Genomic DNA, 14,320 nt, shown 5'->3' with positions numbered 1-14,320 from the left:
AAAACTATGTGAAAAACTATGTGAAAAACTATGTGAAAAACTATGTGAAAAACTATGTGAAAAACTATGTGAAAAACTATGTGAAAAAATATGAGCAAAATCATGCAGTGATTGTATTGGCAAGTGGCCTCAGTCAGCGCTTAGGTCAGGCCAAACAGTTACTGTGCAAACAGGGTGAACCACTCATTTGCTATATGCTAAAACTTGCACTGACCACCAAGCCGCAAGCCATCATCGTGGTCATTCCTGATAACCATCAATTGATTGCCAGTGTGATTGACCAATTGGCTTTTCAGCATCCAGTGATTCGAGTAGTGATGAACACACAACCTGAAACGGGTATGGCAGATAGTTTGTCTTTAGGAATTGAGGCGTTGACTGACGTTACGGACCTATCGATTGATCGAGCATTAATCATGGGTATCGATCAAGTCTTACTCGATGCGCCGCATTTAATGGCATTGCTGGCAGGTAAGCAGGCAGTGGTTGCAAGTGGTTATCATAGCTGGACGTATTTAGATAAGGAAAATAGCACTGATATACTTAAAAAAGATATCACTGGACTGCCTTTAGTGATTGATTATGAGTTATTAAGACAATGGCAGTCGGAGCTAATGGGGGATAAGGGTTTGCGTCACTTGATTAGAAGCTTGCCGCCCAGTCGAATAATGACAGTTGCCAATGCGCAGCTCAGCTATGACATTGATACGCCAGCTCAGCTTACTTATGCGCAGCAGAAAGGCTGGCTGAGCAGTCTGAATGACACTCACTATAGTTGAAAGACTTTAAAGTCGCTATAGTATTGTTGGTGTAAATTTTTTGCAGCATCGAGCTGCGAAGGCACAGCAAACAAGAAAAATTTGCACCAGCAGTACGTGTTGTAGCGATATTGCTTTTCACCGACTATATCAAGTAAAAATAAGTGAAAAAATGACCAATGTGATAGAAACAGACCGCCTTTATCTTAAACAATGGCAAACAAGTGACTTTGCGATATTTGCTGAGATGAATGCTGATCCTGAAGTGATGCAATACTTTCCAAAGTTATTATCGACTACCGTGAGCAACACTATTGCCAAAAAATGCCAGCAGCTTATTGGAGACAATGGCTGGGGCTTTTGGGCGGTCAGCTTAAAAGACGGTTCAAAAAATCGTAATAACTTTATCGGGTTTGTGGGCTTAAATGATACACATGCCGATATGTCGTTTGCCCCTGCGGTTGAGATTGCGTGGCGGTTGCGCAAGGAGTATTGGGGACAAGGCTATGCAACTGAAGCGGCACATGCAGCGTTACAGTTTGCCTTTACCGAGCTGGCACTTGATGACATTGTCTCATTTACTGCCGTCATCAACCAGCGCTCACAACTGATTATGGAACGTATCGGCATGACGAACACACAGCAAGATTTTTATCACCCCATGCTTGACCCTAATCATCTGCTTGCTGAGCATGTGTTGTACAAGATAACTCGGCAGCAGTGGCAAGACAGTGACATTACTCAATCCTATATATGATAGCCACTCACTGTTTCTCTTATTTGCTGCTATCGCGTGAAAACGTCAAAATATGCCCTTTAAAAGGCGCGTCAAGATAGGCGGTATTCTCAGGCTTGACATGCTTGCTGCTAAAACCAAACTCTGTCATCTTATTGGTCAGCTTGTTTTTGCGACCACGACCCGGATCTACGACGATAACCTCACAGGTTGGCAGTGCATGACGCGCGATAAACGCCGCCAAGATATCGATGTGTTGGTCTTCGTAAAGCAAGTCACTACCGATAATCATATCAAACTGACCAAGGTGGCTATTGTCTTCTGCCCAGTCTAAACGCTCAAAATTGATCTCTTCATTATTATTGAGTGTGGTATTGCGATCGAGGAAATACTCAACCGTCGGATGATAGTCAGTCGCTGTGATATCAGCATGTCGGCTATTAAGCAATAGGCTCGACAGTGCCATACCGCAGCCAACTTCCAAGATGCGCTTTCCTGCAATATCGTAATTGAGCATATGATTGGCCAGCACTAAACTTGACGGCCATATCACGCCAAACATCGGCCAAGAAGCCGAACAAATACCCAAATCTAATGCTTCATTTTCGGGATCACTAAATTGTTGATTGTCACGCAGGGTACAAATATGAATATCTGTGTTGCCAATTTCAATCGTTTGATAACGCAAGCGCACAGTGGTCAACGAAGTCATAAAAGGTCCTAAAAAATAAGCAAGAGTGCAATATTTGGCAGAAGTTGCCACTTTTAAAGAGGGTAATAGCTGACGATAATGAGTTAAGTTGTCAAAACTTTATAAACACTTCAAAAAAGCGTGGTTTCAGTATTAGGGATATTATGACTCAACATCTTGATAAGGTGTTGTTAATTCTCAGGGTATTCTTATTACTATGCGTAAATCAGCTATCGCCGCTGGATAGCAGAGAACAATAAGACATGTAGAAATAATATAACATTAGAGAGGAATAATAGAGAAGGATAATGCACCTTTTTTAAAGAAAATCAGGCGCATTTATTGAGGTAAGTGGTTATTAATGCATGTTGAGCCGAGTCAGGTAGGGAATGGGTTTAGCTCAGGAATCTTAGTCCCGATGTTTTTAATGCCCATACCAGCTCTACAAAGGCACGGCTATTGGTCAAAGGTTCGCCATCGATGATAAGCACGTAGCCTGAACCATCAATCCATAAAAACACAAAACTGGTTTCAGGAATCAATAAATCGACTTGCTGAAAAAATGAAATGGCTTGGCTTTCTACTGCCCAGCCGCGTTGTTTTTGGCGTAGCATAAAGCCCGAAAAATCAGCCGCTGCCACACTTAGCATGTCCGCTTCCTCTTGGCTGTAGCCAATCCGCGCCAGACAAAACCCTTCATCAGAGCCAATCGCGGCGCGGCGTTTGCCCGATAAGCTGGCAACCACATAGGGCAAAAACTGATCCAATGGCAAATTGGGCGCTGGCAAAAAGAGAGACAGCTTCTCAATCCAACCTTGCTCTATAAAGCTTTGTAACCAGTCATCAGAATAGCGCTCCAGCCAATCAGCAGCCAGTAAGGTCTGCTCATAAGACAAGAGATCTTGTAATGACAGCTGTTCATCAGTCGGTTCATTTTGTGAAAATGCCTCAAAAATTCCAGCTGGGGTCAAGGTCAGATAGGTTTTATCAGCATTTAAGTAAGAGGACATAGCGGCTACCATTGTGATGAAAGTTTTGTATAAGTAAGAAGTTAGCTTTTGATGGTTTGATCTAGGCGTTGCTGACAGTTATTCCAGCGTTCATCGAACTGCCAGTCACTTTTACCCAAGCGAAACCACACCAAAGAAAACGCCAGACGATCATTGCGCGTCATACAATGGGCAAAAAACTCATTTTCTATTTGCTCAATCGTCCCCCAATCTTTGTCATCACGTGCTTGCATCAGCTCAGCGGTAATGTTTTTAGAGATCTCTTTTGCATCATCACTACTGATACGCAGTCGCTGCTCTTGCTCATTGAGAGAAGGCGAGACCAGCACACTCCAGCGCGTTGCCAGCATACTATTGCGCTCAATATACCTTTTTTTATCAATACAATCGCGAAAACCTTGCTTGACGTGAGGGTAGAGACGATCCTTAATACGCGTAAACAGGTTGTTTACGTCGTACGGAATGTCAAACCAGCAGCCGTAGAAAAAGTCTGCAACAGCGCCTTGCAGTGGCTCTTTTTCGGTTAACAGCAACGCCGCGTTGATACGTTGCTCATGAAAATGACGATTATTGGGTGCCAAAAATACCTTACGAGAGTACAACCGAAATACTCGGTGTGCCTCTCTCTCATTTTCTTTGATAAGGTCTATATCAGACATAATGGGATCCTCTACGTCATAGCCGTTATGGCGACAATTGCGCCCGCATTGCGACAAATCGTGATTGACTCTAGCAAAATAAAGCCCGATATCAACACTGCCAATGAGCGATCAATCAAGTAGTGTTTGCATCAAGTCGATCATAAACTCAGCATCTTCTTCATTCATCGCTTCAAACCCTTGGGGCATACCAAGTTCGGCCAACGCTTCTTTGCCATCATCATCGCTATGTAAATTAAGAACGGCTTCTATGAAGATTTGTGCGTCTGGGAAACCGTCTTTGATGAGTAGCACATGGCTGATATCAGCCAAGTCGCTTTCGATAAGCACAGATAATTGGGTTTTGGTCAAGCGTGAAAAGCTATGGAATATTTCTGCCAAGAAAAAGGCGGCCTGGGCATCGCCTTTGATGACTTTACGGGCAGCTGCCTGATAGGTCTCGGTCACATCCCAGCTGATATCAGCCTCTTCTATGTCGACCGCTTCTAGCAAGCGTAAGCCGATTAGCTTCACATCACGGTTGTCTGCCATGGCGATGGTAGCCCCAGCTTTAATGCCTTCTAAGCGCTTGATATCACTATTGGCCGCTGCTGCAATGACCATCTCATCAGATTTACCGATGGGACGCGCAACCGCTCGATAGCCTTGCTCACGGATAAGCGTGGCTGCATCAAAAGGATTGGCATAGATAACCTGAATATCACCTGCATCAATAATTTGTTCTTGCTCAGCATGCGATGCTGGTATATTCAGATGCATATTGAGGTTGGCACGTTTTTGGATCAACGTATTAAACATATGCCAGCCTGCAAAGCGCTCAGGCGAAAAATCAGGGGCGATTAACATATTGTGTGTCGTCATGATTTAGCCTTCCTCATTCTGTGTCATTTGGGCATACTGAGCGATTGCTGCTTCGATTTTGCTGCGTGATGGCTTACGTCGCACAGAGGTATAGCCCACTGTTTCGCCGCGACGAATATTGGGCACAACGGTCGCATAAACCCAATAATGACTGCCATCTTTGCATAGGTTTTTGACGTAGCCATGCCATTTTTGTCCAGATGCAGCGGTATCCCACAAATCTTTATAAGCGGCTTTTGGCATATCAGGATGGCGCAGAATATAATGCTGTTGACCAATTAGCTCATCAATATTATAGCCGCTAATTTCGACAAACGCATCGTTGACGTGCGTGATGACGCCGTTCAAATCCGTACGCGATACGATCAGCTTGCCATCAGGGTAGGCGCGTTCAATACCAGTATCATAGACAGTTCGTGAAGTGCCATCATGGTAAGTCAGCGTAATCTGCTCAGCAGGCATATCAGGCTTATGTGCATCAGGGATCGGAGAACCCATCGTAATCTCCTTCATTTATCGTTATATTTGTAGGGCATGTTGAACATTCAACCATGGCACTGACAGAGACTATTTTTTAGGCGATTCGAAGGTAAAAATAGTAAGTATAGTTATTCTATACAGCTATTTTTAGCAATGAAGCGGCAAAAAAGAGTCCTGTCCCCTGTTTTTATTATTGGGGCTGATGCTAAAACTGCCCCATACGGTGTTGCAAGTCTCGCTAAGGTATTAACATTATCATCAACTTGCGCCTTGTCTGGAACCGTTTTAGCAATCAGCAGTGCCTATTTGTGAATGTTCAACACGCCCTAATGATTAAAAAGCCACTCTGGTGTGGTTATTGTCGATAACATTATCAATCAAGAACACTGGCAATCAAAAACATTGCTAATCAGATAAGCTTTGCCAGCGCTTCTGAGGCACGTTTGATGTCTAAGAATATCAAACCCAGCTTCGCATTTTGTTTTGCCATAATGGTGAGCACCGCTTCTTCGCCAGAAGAGGTCATGATTACATAGCCTTTTTCGCCTTGAATCATAATACGGTCGATACTGCCACGTGCCAACTCACGCCCTGCGCGGTCACCCAATGACAATAAAGCCGCTGACATAGCGCCAACGCGGTCTTCATCAACGCCAGCCGGTAGCGCTGAAGCAATCATAAGACCATCGTTAGAAATGAGGGCAGATGCTTCAACATCCGCTGAGGAGCTGTTTAGGTCTTCCAAGATTTGCTGGAACGAGTCTGTACGCATATCGATTTCTCTATACTGGTTGTTGGTTTGTATTGATGAGATAGTAGAGTTGGCCAAAAATACCCTTATTTTGATAAAGGTATTGTAATTCCTTGTTAATAATATTGATATAGTAATTGTTAATTTAATTCGAAAATCTCGATATTTTTTTACCGTTTATCTTTGATTCTTTGCCTTTGAATCTATTATTTATATAAGAAAATTTAGATAAAAGAATGGGTTATATGATTGAATTTACTGTAAGTTAGATGCGATGATTTTATATACTTATTTATTCCATGAGTTTTTGGTAATAGCATAAAGTAGGAGTCTATGGATTCGCATATATAAAAAGCCCCAATCATTTAATGACTGGGGCTTTTTGCATGATGATAAACAAAACGATATGAATTATATTTTTTCGCGCCACTTGCCGTGACACATAATACCTTGAATAGGATTGAGCCCTATTTGATACGCCAAATCGGCAGGGCGAGTAATATCCCATAATGCCAAATCCGCATCGCAGCCCACTTCTATTTTACCTTTTTGGGTTAAGCCTAGTGCTTGTGCGGCATGAATGGTCGTTCCTGCTAATACTTCCTCAGGCGTGAGATAAAATAAGGTACAGCCCATATTCATCGCCAATAATAGCGATGTCAGCGGTGAGGTACCCGGATTGCAGTCGGTTGAAATCGCCATGGGCACTTGGTGTTTACGCAGGGCGTCAATCGGCGGCAAATTGGTATCACGCAAAGTATAAAACGCGCCCGGCAATAAGACAGCCACTGTATTGCTTGTGGCCATCTTTTTGATATCGTCTTCTGACAAGTGCTCTAGATGGTCACTTGATAGTCCTTGGTATTCCGCGACCAAGGCGCTACCGCCTATGTCAGATAACTGCTCAGAGTGCAGTTTGACTGGTAATCCCAATGTGCGTGCGACTTCAAAAACCCGTTTGATTTGTTCGGTACTAAAAGCAATGTTTTCACAAAAGCCATCAACCGCATCGACCAAGCCTTCTGCATGCAAGATTGGCATCCACGCGCAGACTTGCTCGATATAGTCGTCGGCACGACCTTTATACTCAGGTGGTAGCGCATGGGCGGCGAGGTAAGTGGTGCTCACATGAATATTGTGTTTTTCGCCCAGCTGGCGCGCAACCGTTAGCATTTTACGTTCAGTGTCTAAATCCAGACCATAACCAGATTTGATTTCGATGCTGGTCACGCCTTCTTTTATGAGCGCGAGTAGGCGTTTTTCACTTTGGGCAAACAGTATTTCAATGTTAGCCTCACGAGTGGCGCTGACGGTCGCGACAATACCGCCGCCTTGTGCTGCGATATCTTGATAACTGGCACCATGGAGACGCGCTTCGAACTCATTGCTGCGATTGCCACCATAAACAATATGAGTGTGACAATCGATCAATCCGGGTGTTATCCAATGACCATCTGCGTCTGTGATTTGATGGTCTTCATAATGAGTGAGATGCGGTGTCATTTGCTCATGCGCGCCTATCCATGCAATTTTGCCTTCCTTGATACCGATAGCAGCGTTTTCTAACTGACCGTACGGGGTGCTATTAGCATGCTCATTTGTATTGATACCAAAGCCGTATTGCGCCGAAAATGTGGCCAGATTGACATTGATAATAAGGTGGTCAAATGAGGTCATAGTAGATTCGTCGAGCGTCTTATTCTTAAAATTCTCTGATTCATTCATAATATGCTCCTGATAATTGGGAAGCCAGTGCGTTTAGCTGACAAGTAAGTGCTGTTCTACGATAGTCGCCAATAGACGAGCAGCGACCTTGCAGCTACGATTATCAACATCAAAGGTAGGGTTGATTTCAGCGATATCGGCTACCTTTACCTTGCCTGATGCCATAATCAGTTTGACCGTGCGCTCAACGGAACTTAGCTCAATACCATAGGCCGCTGGCGCACTGACCCCCGGTACGACGCTTGATGGCAAGCAGTCCATATCAATGGTCATATAAAGTACATCGACGTGACTGATAAACGCCTCAATTTGCTTGGCTAGTATTTCCCACGTCTGATGATGACAGTCTTCATCACTGATGATATGGACACCCAATTGCTTAGCGCGATCAAAGAGCGCGGCGGTATTCGAAAATTGACTAACACCGATGCAGCAATAGTTAAACGGTTGACCGTTTGCAGCAAGGTGCTCAGCAATTTGGCGAAACGGCGTACCGGACGTTGCCACATCCGACTGACGAATATCCAGATGAGCATCAAAATTAATAATCCCGATAGTAGGGGTTACGTTTGTATCATTTTCACTATTTATGGCGCGATTACTATGGCCATCATTCGTATTGGCTAATGCTTGCCACAATCCTAAAAAGCTGCCATACGCGATAGCATGACCACCACCAAGTCCGATGGGCAGACCGCCTTGTTTAATAACATGGCTGACCTTTTCGGCATACTTAACCTGAGCTTGTTCAAGGATGCTCGCAGCAAAATCATTGTCATCGTGACAATGAATATCGCCTGCATCACCCAATAGAGTTAGCAATTGACCGTCAAAGCGTTTTTGCAAGGCAGAGATGACTGGCAGCGTGGCAAATGCCTGACGAATCAATGGCGGCGCTGCTTTGGCACCCACACGTCCTTGATTGCGCCTAACGCCTTGATCACAAGCGAAACCAACTAGCCCAATACATTGCTGCTCATAACGCTCGGCAAGCTGATACCAGTAGAGGGCACGGTCGGTTTCAAATGGCTCTGCGCGTCCTGTCCAGCGAGTCATGTCCGCGAGAGTGTGGCTAACAGTTGTGTTGGTCATCGCCGATATCCTTTAAAATATAAATAAATATTTATTTAGAATCGTACCAATCGCTACGTAGTGATTCCCAATGCTCAGCGAGCGTGCCATCTAATACCAGTTGTTTGGCCGCTTCGATATCAGGAGCGAGGTAGCGATCTTTGTCATAAAAAGTCACTTGCGCGCGTAGTTTTTGATGGGCGGTCGTTAGCATCTCTGAAGTCTCAAGGCCGCGACGGAAATCAATACCTTGACCTGCTGCCAATAGCTCAATACCGATAATGGTGGCGGTGTTTTGTACCATCTCATATAGGCGGCGTGCACAATAAGTTGCCATCGACACATGATCTTCTTGGTTGGCAGAAGTCGGGATACTGTCGACACTGCCTGGATGAGCGATAGATTTGTTTTCAGATGCCAGCGCTGCTGCGGTCACATGGGCAATCATAAAGCCTGAGTTTACCCCAGCATTGTCAACCAAGAATGGCGGTAAGCCACCTGACAAAGTCGCATCGATCAGCAAAGCCACACGGCGCTCAGACATAGAACCAATCTCAGCGATTGCCAAGGCTAAAATGTCAGCAGCAAAAGCAACTGGCTCAGCATGGAAGTTACCGCCTGAAATAGCGACCGGACCATCTTCATTATTGAAGATAAGTGGGTTATCAGTCACCGCGTTTGATTCGATTAATAACGTTTTGCCTGCTTGGTTGATGATGTCAAGACAGGCACCCATGACCTGTGGCTGACAACGCAAGCAATAAGGGTCTTGCACTCTGTCGTCTTGCTCGCCATCGTGCGAGGCGCGAATGGCACTGCCTTTGATTAGTTGACGATGCGCTTTGGCGATTTCGATTTGCCCATGATGTCCACGAACTTCGTGAATACGCGCATCAAATGGCGCATCTGAGCCTTTGGCAGCATCGATAGACAAAGAGCCGACGATGGTCGCTGTCTCAAGCAAGTTGCGTGCTAAGAAATAACCACGGAGTGCCAGTGCTGTTGATACTTGCGTCCCGTTGATGAGGGCAAGACCTTCTTTAGCTGCCAGTGTGATTGGCTCAAGTCCGTGCTGTGCCAATGCATCTGCCGCGAGGACTTTTTCGCCAGCGACATACACATGGCCTTCACCCATCATAGCTAGCGTCATATGTGATAAAGGAGCTAGATCACCAGACGCGCCAACGGAGCCTTTGGCCGGAATGTTGGGGGTGATTTGATTGTTGATTAAACCAAGTAAGCTATCAACTACCTCGCGACGTACACCAGAGACACCTTGAGCCAAGCTGGCTACCTTCATCACCATAATCAATCGCACCACATTGTCTGGTAGTGCCTCACCCGTGCCCACCGAGTGAGAGACGATCAAGTTACGCTGAAGCAGCTCAAGCTGATCATCACTGATACGCGTCTTTGCTAACAAGCCAAAACCTGTATTGATGCCATAAGCGCTTTTGTCACGAGCAATGATCGTACGCACATCTTCGTGAGAGGCGTCTATGGCTGCATAAGCACTCTCAGGAAGCGTTAGGGTGATAGGTTGATCATAAATATCGCGTAGCATCTCAAAGCTAAGCTGGCGCGGGTGTAGTGTCATCTCTTTTATAGTAGTCATGCGTATCATCCTTTATTATTTGTCTTTTAGTATGAATATTTTAAATCATGGAAATGAATTGGCTGTCAATCCGTGATGAATAGCAACACACTGCTATTTAATCATCGGTAGATTTAAACCATAGTCTTTGGCGGTTTTGATCGCTAGCTCATAGCCTGCATCTGCATGACGCATAACGCCTGAGCCACAATCATTGACCAGTACGCGTGCCAAGCGTTTGGCGGCCGCATCCGTACCATCAGCGACGATGACCATACCTGAGTGCTGCGAGTAGCCCATGCCGACACCGCCGCCGTGATGTAGCGATACCCAAGTCGCGCCACCTGCGACATTGAGCATAGCGTTCAATAGTGCCCAATCAGACACCGCGTCTGAGCCATCTTTCATGCTTTCGGTTTCGCGGTTTGGACTGGCAACAGAGCCAGTATCTAAGTGATCACGACCAATGACGATAGGGCCTTTCAGCTCACCGTTTTTGACCATCTCGTTAAACGCCAAGCCTGCTTTGTCACGCTCACCAAGACCCAACCAGCAGATACGGGCAGGCAAGCCTTGGAACTGAATGCGCTCTTTTGCCATATCCAGCCAGCGATGGATATGTTGGTTTTCAGGAAACAATTCTTTAATCTTTTGGTCGGTTTTATAGATGTCTTCTGGATCACCGGATAGCGCCACCCAGCGGAATGGGCCTTTACCTTGGCAAAATAGCGGACGAATATAAGCAGGGACAAAACCGGGGAAGTTAAAGGCGTCTTTGACCCCTTCATCGAACGCCACTTGACGGATATTATTGCCGTAATCCGTTGCTGGAATATCCATCGCTTGTAGATCTAAAATGGCTTGTACGTGTGTGGCGCAAGATTGGGCAGCTGCTTTGGTAAGTGCGGCATGTTGCTCTGGATCTTCTTGCGCAGCTTTCCATTCTTCAACGCTCCAGCCACTGGGCAGATAGCCATTGATTAAGTCATGGGCTGAGGTCTGATCGGTCACCAAATCAGGCTTCATGCCGCCAGCTTTGGCGCGTTTAACCATTTCAGGCAAGATATCTGCGGCATTGCCAAGTAGCGCGATTGAGACCGCTTCGCCAGCATCGGTATGCTGCTTAATCAATTCATAAGCATGGTCAAGATCGTCTGCTTGCTTGTCGACGTAACCAGTGCGCAAACGAAAATCGATACTAGACTGCTGACATTCGATGTTTAGAGAGGTCGCGCCAGCAAAGGTTGCCGCTAATGGCTGTGCGCCGCCCATGCCGCCAAGTCCTGCGGTCAAAATCCAGCGTCCTGTCCAGCTGCCGTCATAGTGCTGACGACCTGCTTCGACGAACGTCTCATACGTGCCTTGCACAATGCCTTGTGTGCCGATATAAATCCAGCTACCCGCCGTCATTTGACCATACATAAATAAGTCTTTGCGATCGAGCTCATTGAAATGCTCCCACGTCGCCCAGCGCGGTACAAGGTTGGAGTTGGCAATTAATACACGCGGTGCATTTTCATGCGTTTGAAACACGCCGACCGGTTTTCCAGATTGCACCAATAAGGTCTCATCGTCTTCTAGTTCTTTTAGTGACGCTAGGATTTGATCGTAGCTTTCCCAATTACGAGCAGCGCGTCCAATACCACCATAGACCACTAGACTTTTTGGGTTCTCAGCGACATCAGGATGCAGATTGTTTTGCAGCATCCGATAAGGCGCTTCGGTCAGCCAGCTTTTGCAATGTAGGGTGCTGCCTGTGGGTGCGGCAATATTACGACTCTCGTCACGGCGGGTAAACTCAGCATTTTTACGCGTTCCATTCTCGGTGGTCATAACCATTCCTTATGATTGTTTATACAGTTGTCTAATAAGATTGTTTGCTATCACGCAAAGTTGTATATACAAATTATCAAAGATTATTTTTTCATGCAAGCAATTTTTTAGTATTCATTTAATTATTTATAACAGAGAACCGCAAGGTCGGTTGTTTGGATGCAGGTTATGATGATTGCCATGATATTATGGCGCTCTTCTTATGGGCAAAATTGACGGTTAAAGACGGATATGACAAAGACGATTCCGGCGTATCAGCGGATTAAACAGGCGATATTGGATAATATCCATGCGGGCAAATGGCAGGCGGGGAAGGTGATTTCTACCGAAATGGCATTGGCAGCAGAGTTTGGTGTCTCGCGTATGACGGTCAACCGCGCTCTAAAGGAGCTAAGCGCGGAGCGGGTATTGGAGCGTCGGCAAGGGTCGGGGACGTTTGTCGCGCAGCAGCAATTCAATCATACCTTTGTAGAGGTGCGTAATATTGCCCAAGATTTAAAATCGGCCAATCGCGATTATCAAGCAAAGGTGATGAGCAAGCGCGTGATTACCGCTGATATGCTCGATGATGAACTGCGCCGCAAATTTGCTATCGAGGAGACAGATGCGTCTACTGATTTGAAAAATACTGATAATATGAGTAGCAATCATAAAGCGGCTGTTTTATATGAAGTAAAAATTGTCCACTTCGCTGATGGTCAACCGATCCAGTTTGAAGAACGCTGGGTCGATGCCAAAAAAGTACCAAAATTCATCGAGCAGGATTTTAGCGTGGTTAATACCAGTGATTACTTGATTGCCAAAAGCCCACTGGAGCGCGGCAGTTACACCATTCGTGCATTGGCTGCCCCAGATGAGATTGCGACTGCGCTACAAATTGCACCGCAGTCGCCAACGTTAGTTTTGTGTCGCCAGACCTATTCAGCAGGTCAAGTGCTGACCTTTGTCAAAATGTGGCATGCTGGCGATCGATACCAATTCTCAGGAGAGCTGTAATGACCCTACGCATGCTCACTGTTTTTGTACGTTTATTCTTTTTGAAGTACGCTAGTATGTAAGTGTTGAACACGCGTTAATTGGCAGTGATAGCCTTAAAGTATTTTCTCAAAGCGTTAAAAGTGTAAAATTAATATAAAAACAGTATTGAAAAATACGCTGAATATCCTCAAATCGAGCAACCAAAGCCAAGCAATCTAGAGTATCTGTTGTATGACGATATCTGTTTGTGGGGGTTTTCTTATTATTTGCTGACATTATGTGGTTCCGGTTTATTCATCTACTCTTACTCTTATAAGGACGTCTTATGAAACGTCGTACTCTCTTAGCCCTTGCCGCTAGTACTATGCTACTTGCTGCTTGTGGTCAGTCTACTACTAATGACGCTGACAACACTGCGACAGACAGTGCTGCAACAGGCGGATCTGATTTGCTGCAACGTATCAATAACGGCGGCACCATCAATGTCGGTACGGAAGGCACTTATCCACCATTCACTTATCATGATGAGAGCGGTAAATTGACAGGTTATGATGTCGAAGTCACCCGTGCCGTGGCTGACAAATTGGGCGTTGATGTTGAATTTAAAGAAACCCAGTGGGATGCGATGCTGGCAGGTTTGGACTCAAAACGTTTTGATATGGTGGCCAATCAAGTCAGCTTGACCACGCCTGAACGTCAAGCCAAGTATGACAAAGCCATGGCTTATAGCTGGTCAGGTGCGGTGGTTTTGGCACCAAAGGATGACAACCGTTATAGTTCATGGGACAACTTAAAAGGTCTACGTACGGCTCAATCACTCAGCAGTAACTATGGTGAGTTGGCAGAACGTTATGGCGCAGAGATCGTTCCTGTCGATGGTATGGCACAAGCCATCCAACTGGTCAAACAAGATCGTGCAGACTTTACAATGAATGACAATCTTGCGGTATTAGATTATCTAAAAAAATTCCCAGATGCTGAGCTGGAAATCAAACTGACTGCACCTGTTAGTGAGCAAACAGGCTCAGGTTTGGTTTTGTTAAAAGGTGATGACGCAGTCGTAGCAAAATTGGACGAAGCGATGGCAGCATTAGCGGCCGATGGTACGCTCACCAAGCTTAGCGAAGAGTTCTTTGGTGCTGATATCAGCCAACAAAAATAATGTTAGGGTCT

The 14,320-nt window shown here is 45.5% G+C and carries 14 protein-coding genes; 4 read left to right on the top strand and 10 right to left on the bottom strand.

Annotation, left to right across the window (positions count from 1 at the left end):
• Together JMY02_RS08330 and JMY02_RS08325 are read left to right on the top strand one after the other, a co-directional pair.
• Window positions 1-779 (top strand): nucleotidyltransferase family protein (locus JMY02_RS08330; RefSeq protein WP_406947750.1); only part of this gene is annotated, 779 nt, incomplete at its 5' end.
• 151 nt (window positions 780-930) lie between these two features.
• Window positions 931-1,515 (top strand): GNAT family N-acetyltransferase, encoded by a 585-nt coding sequence (locus tag JMY02_RS08325; RefSeq protein WP_201597103.1) that lies wholly within the window; start codon window positions 931-933, stop codon window positions 1,513-1,515.
• Between the two features lie 19 nt (window positions 1,516-1,534).
• Here the strand turns inward: JMY02_RS08325 and JMY02_RS08320 are convergent, their stop codons facing one another.
• From JMY02_RS08320 to hutU, 10 genes are all read right to left on the bottom strand, one after another.
• Window positions 1,535-2,206: a class I SAM-dependent methyltransferase gene (locus JMY02_RS08320; RefSeq protein ID WP_201597101.1), complete on the bottom strand. Its 672-nt coding sequence runs from the start codon at window positions 2,204-2,206 to the stop codon at window positions 1,535-1,537.
• Window positions 2,207-2,580: 374 nt separating this feature from the next.
• Entirely contained in the window at window positions 2,581-3,195 is a 615-nt protein-coding gene (locus JMY02_RS08315; RefSeq protein ID WP_201597099.1) for a hypothetical protein, read from the bottom strand.
• Between the two features lie 41 nt (window positions 3,196-3,236).
• Complete coding sequence (locus JMY02_RS08310) at window positions 3,237-3,854, bottom strand: hypothetical protein (RefSeq protein ID WP_201597097.1); 618 nt, start codon at window positions 3,852-3,854, stop codon at window positions 3,237-3,239.
• A 111-nt stretch (window positions 3,855-3,965) separates the two neighbouring features.
• Window positions 3,966-4,715 carry a PhnD/SsuA/transferrin family substrate-binding protein gene (locus JMY02_RS08305; RefSeq protein WP_201597095.1) on the bottom strand — a complete coding sequence of 250 codons (750 nt, stop codon included), beginning with the start codon at window positions 4,713-4,715 and terminating at the stop codon, window positions 3,966-3,968.
• A 3-nt stretch (window positions 4,716-4,718) separates the two neighbouring features.
• Window positions 4,719-5,213: a PAS domain-containing protein gene (locus tag JMY02_RS08300; protein WP_201597093.1), complete on the bottom strand. Its 495-nt coding sequence runs from the start codon at window positions 5,211-5,213 to the stop codon at window positions 4,719-4,721.
• 391 nt (window positions 5,214-5,604) lie between these two features.
• Window positions 5,605-5,967 (bottom strand): roadblock/LC7 domain-containing protein, encoded by a 363-nt coding sequence (locus JMY02_RS08295; RefSeq protein WP_201597091.1) that lies wholly within the window; start codon window positions 5,965-5,967, stop codon window positions 5,605-5,607.
• A gap of 390 nt (window positions 5,968-6,357) precedes the next feature.
• Window positions 6,358-7,671: an imidazolonepropionase gene (hutI, locus tag JMY02_RS08290; protein ID WP_201597087.1), complete on the bottom strand. Its 1,314-nt coding sequence runs from the start codon at window positions 7,669-7,671 to the stop codon at window positions 6,358-6,360.
• Window positions 7,672-7,704: 33 nt separating this feature from the next.
• Window positions 7,705-8,763 carry a formimidoylglutamase gene (gene hutG, locus JMY02_RS08285; RefSeq protein WP_201597086.1) on the bottom strand — a complete coding sequence of 353 codons (1,059 nt, stop codon included), beginning with the start codon at window positions 8,761-8,763 and terminating at the stop codon, window positions 7,705-7,707.
• 31 nt (window positions 8,764-8,794) lie between these two features.
• On the bottom strand, window positions 8,795-10,357 hold the full coding sequence (gene hutH / locus JMY02_RS08280) for a histidine ammonia-lyase (RefSeq protein WP_201597084.1): 1,563 nt from the start codon (window positions 10,355-10,357) through the stop codon (window positions 8,795-8,797).
• Window positions 10,358-10,450: 93 nt separating this feature from the next.
• Window positions 10,451-12,169 carry a urocanate hydratase gene (gene hutU, locus JMY02_RS08275; protein WP_201597081.1) on the bottom strand — a complete coding sequence of 573 codons (1,719 nt, stop codon included), beginning with the start codon at window positions 12,167-12,169 and terminating at the stop codon, window positions 10,451-10,453.
• Between the two features lie 231 nt (window positions 12,170-12,400).
• Between hutU and JMY02_RS08270 the strand changes: the two genes are divergently transcribed.
• Both JMY02_RS08270 and JMY02_RS08265 read left to right on the top strand, forming a co-directional pair.
• Window positions 12,401-13,165 (top strand): UTRA domain-containing protein, encoded by a 765-nt coding sequence (locus tag JMY02_RS08270; protein ID WP_201597079.1) that lies wholly within the window; start codon window positions 12,401-12,403, stop codon window positions 13,163-13,165.
• Window positions 13,166-13,472: 307 nt separating this feature from the next.
• On the top strand, window positions 13,473-14,309 hold the full coding sequence (locus JMY02_RS08265; protein ID WP_021812996.1) for an amino acid ABC transporter substrate-binding protein: 837 nt from the start codon (window positions 13,473-13,475) through the stop codon (window positions 14,307-14,309).
• Window positions 14,310-14,320 lie beyond the last annotated feature (11 nt).

It is taken from the genome of Psychrobacter vallis, assembly GCF_904846715.1.
Taxonomy (GTDB): Bacteria; Pseudomonadota; Gammaproteobacteria; order Pseudomonadales; family Moraxellaceae; genus Psychrobacter; species Psychrobacter vallis.
The sequence above is the reverse complement of the archived record's forward strand: the minus strand, read 5'-3'. Positions and strand labels throughout refer to the sequence as shown.

Excerpts from the sequence above, each read along its gene's own strand:
- JMY02_RS08325 (WP_201597103.1), top strand. The coding sequence starts at position 931 with ATGACCAATGTGATAGAAACAGACCGCCTTTATCTTAAACAATGGCAA.
- hutI (WP_201597087.1), bottom strand. The coding sequence starts at position 7,671 with ATGAATGAATCAGAGAATTTTAAGAATAAGACGCTCGACGAATCTACT.
- JMY02_RS08265 (WP_021812996.1), top strand. The coding sequence starts at position 13,473 with ATGAAACGTCGTACTCTCTTAGCCCTTGCCGCTAGTACTATGCTACTT.
- JMY02_RS08310 (WP_201597097.1), bottom strand. The coding sequence starts at position 3,854 with ATGTCTGATATAGACCTTATCAAAGAAAATGAGAGAGAGGCACACCGA.
- JMY02_RS08320 (WP_201597101.1), bottom strand. The coding sequence starts at position 2,206 with ATGACTTCGTTGACCACTGTGCGCTTGCGTTATCAAACGATTGAAATT.
- JMY02_RS08270 (WP_201597079.1), top strand. The coding sequence starts at position 12,401 with ATGACAAAGACGATTCCGGCGTATCAGCGGATTAAACAGGCGATATTG.
- hutG (WP_201597086.1), bottom strand. The coding sequence starts at position 8,763 with ATGACCAACACAACTGTTAGCCACACTCTCGCGGACATGACTCGCTGG.
- JMY02_RS08315 (WP_201597099.1), bottom strand. The coding sequence starts at position 3,195 with ATGTCCTCTTACTTAAATGCTGATAAAACCTATCTGACCTTGACCCCA.
- JMY02_RS08295 (WP_201597091.1), bottom strand. The coding sequence starts at position 5,967 with ATGCGTACAGACTCGTTCCAGCAAATCTTGGAAGACCTAAACAGCTCC.
- JMY02_RS08300 (WP_201597093.1), bottom strand. The coding sequence starts at position 5,213 with ATGGGTTCTCCGATCCCTGATGCACATAAGCCTGATATGCCTGCTGAG.
- hutU (WP_201597081.1), bottom strand. The coding sequence starts at position 12,169 with ATGACCACCGAGAATGGAACGCGTAAAAATGCTGAGTTTACCCGCCGT.
- JMY02_RS08305 (WP_201597095.1), bottom strand. The coding sequence starts at position 4,715 with ATGACGACACACAATATGTTAATCGCCCCTGATTTTTCGCCTGAGCGC.
- hutH (WP_201597084.1), bottom strand. The coding sequence starts at position 10,357 with ATGACTACTATAAAAGAGATGACACTACACCCGCGCCAGCTTAGCTTT.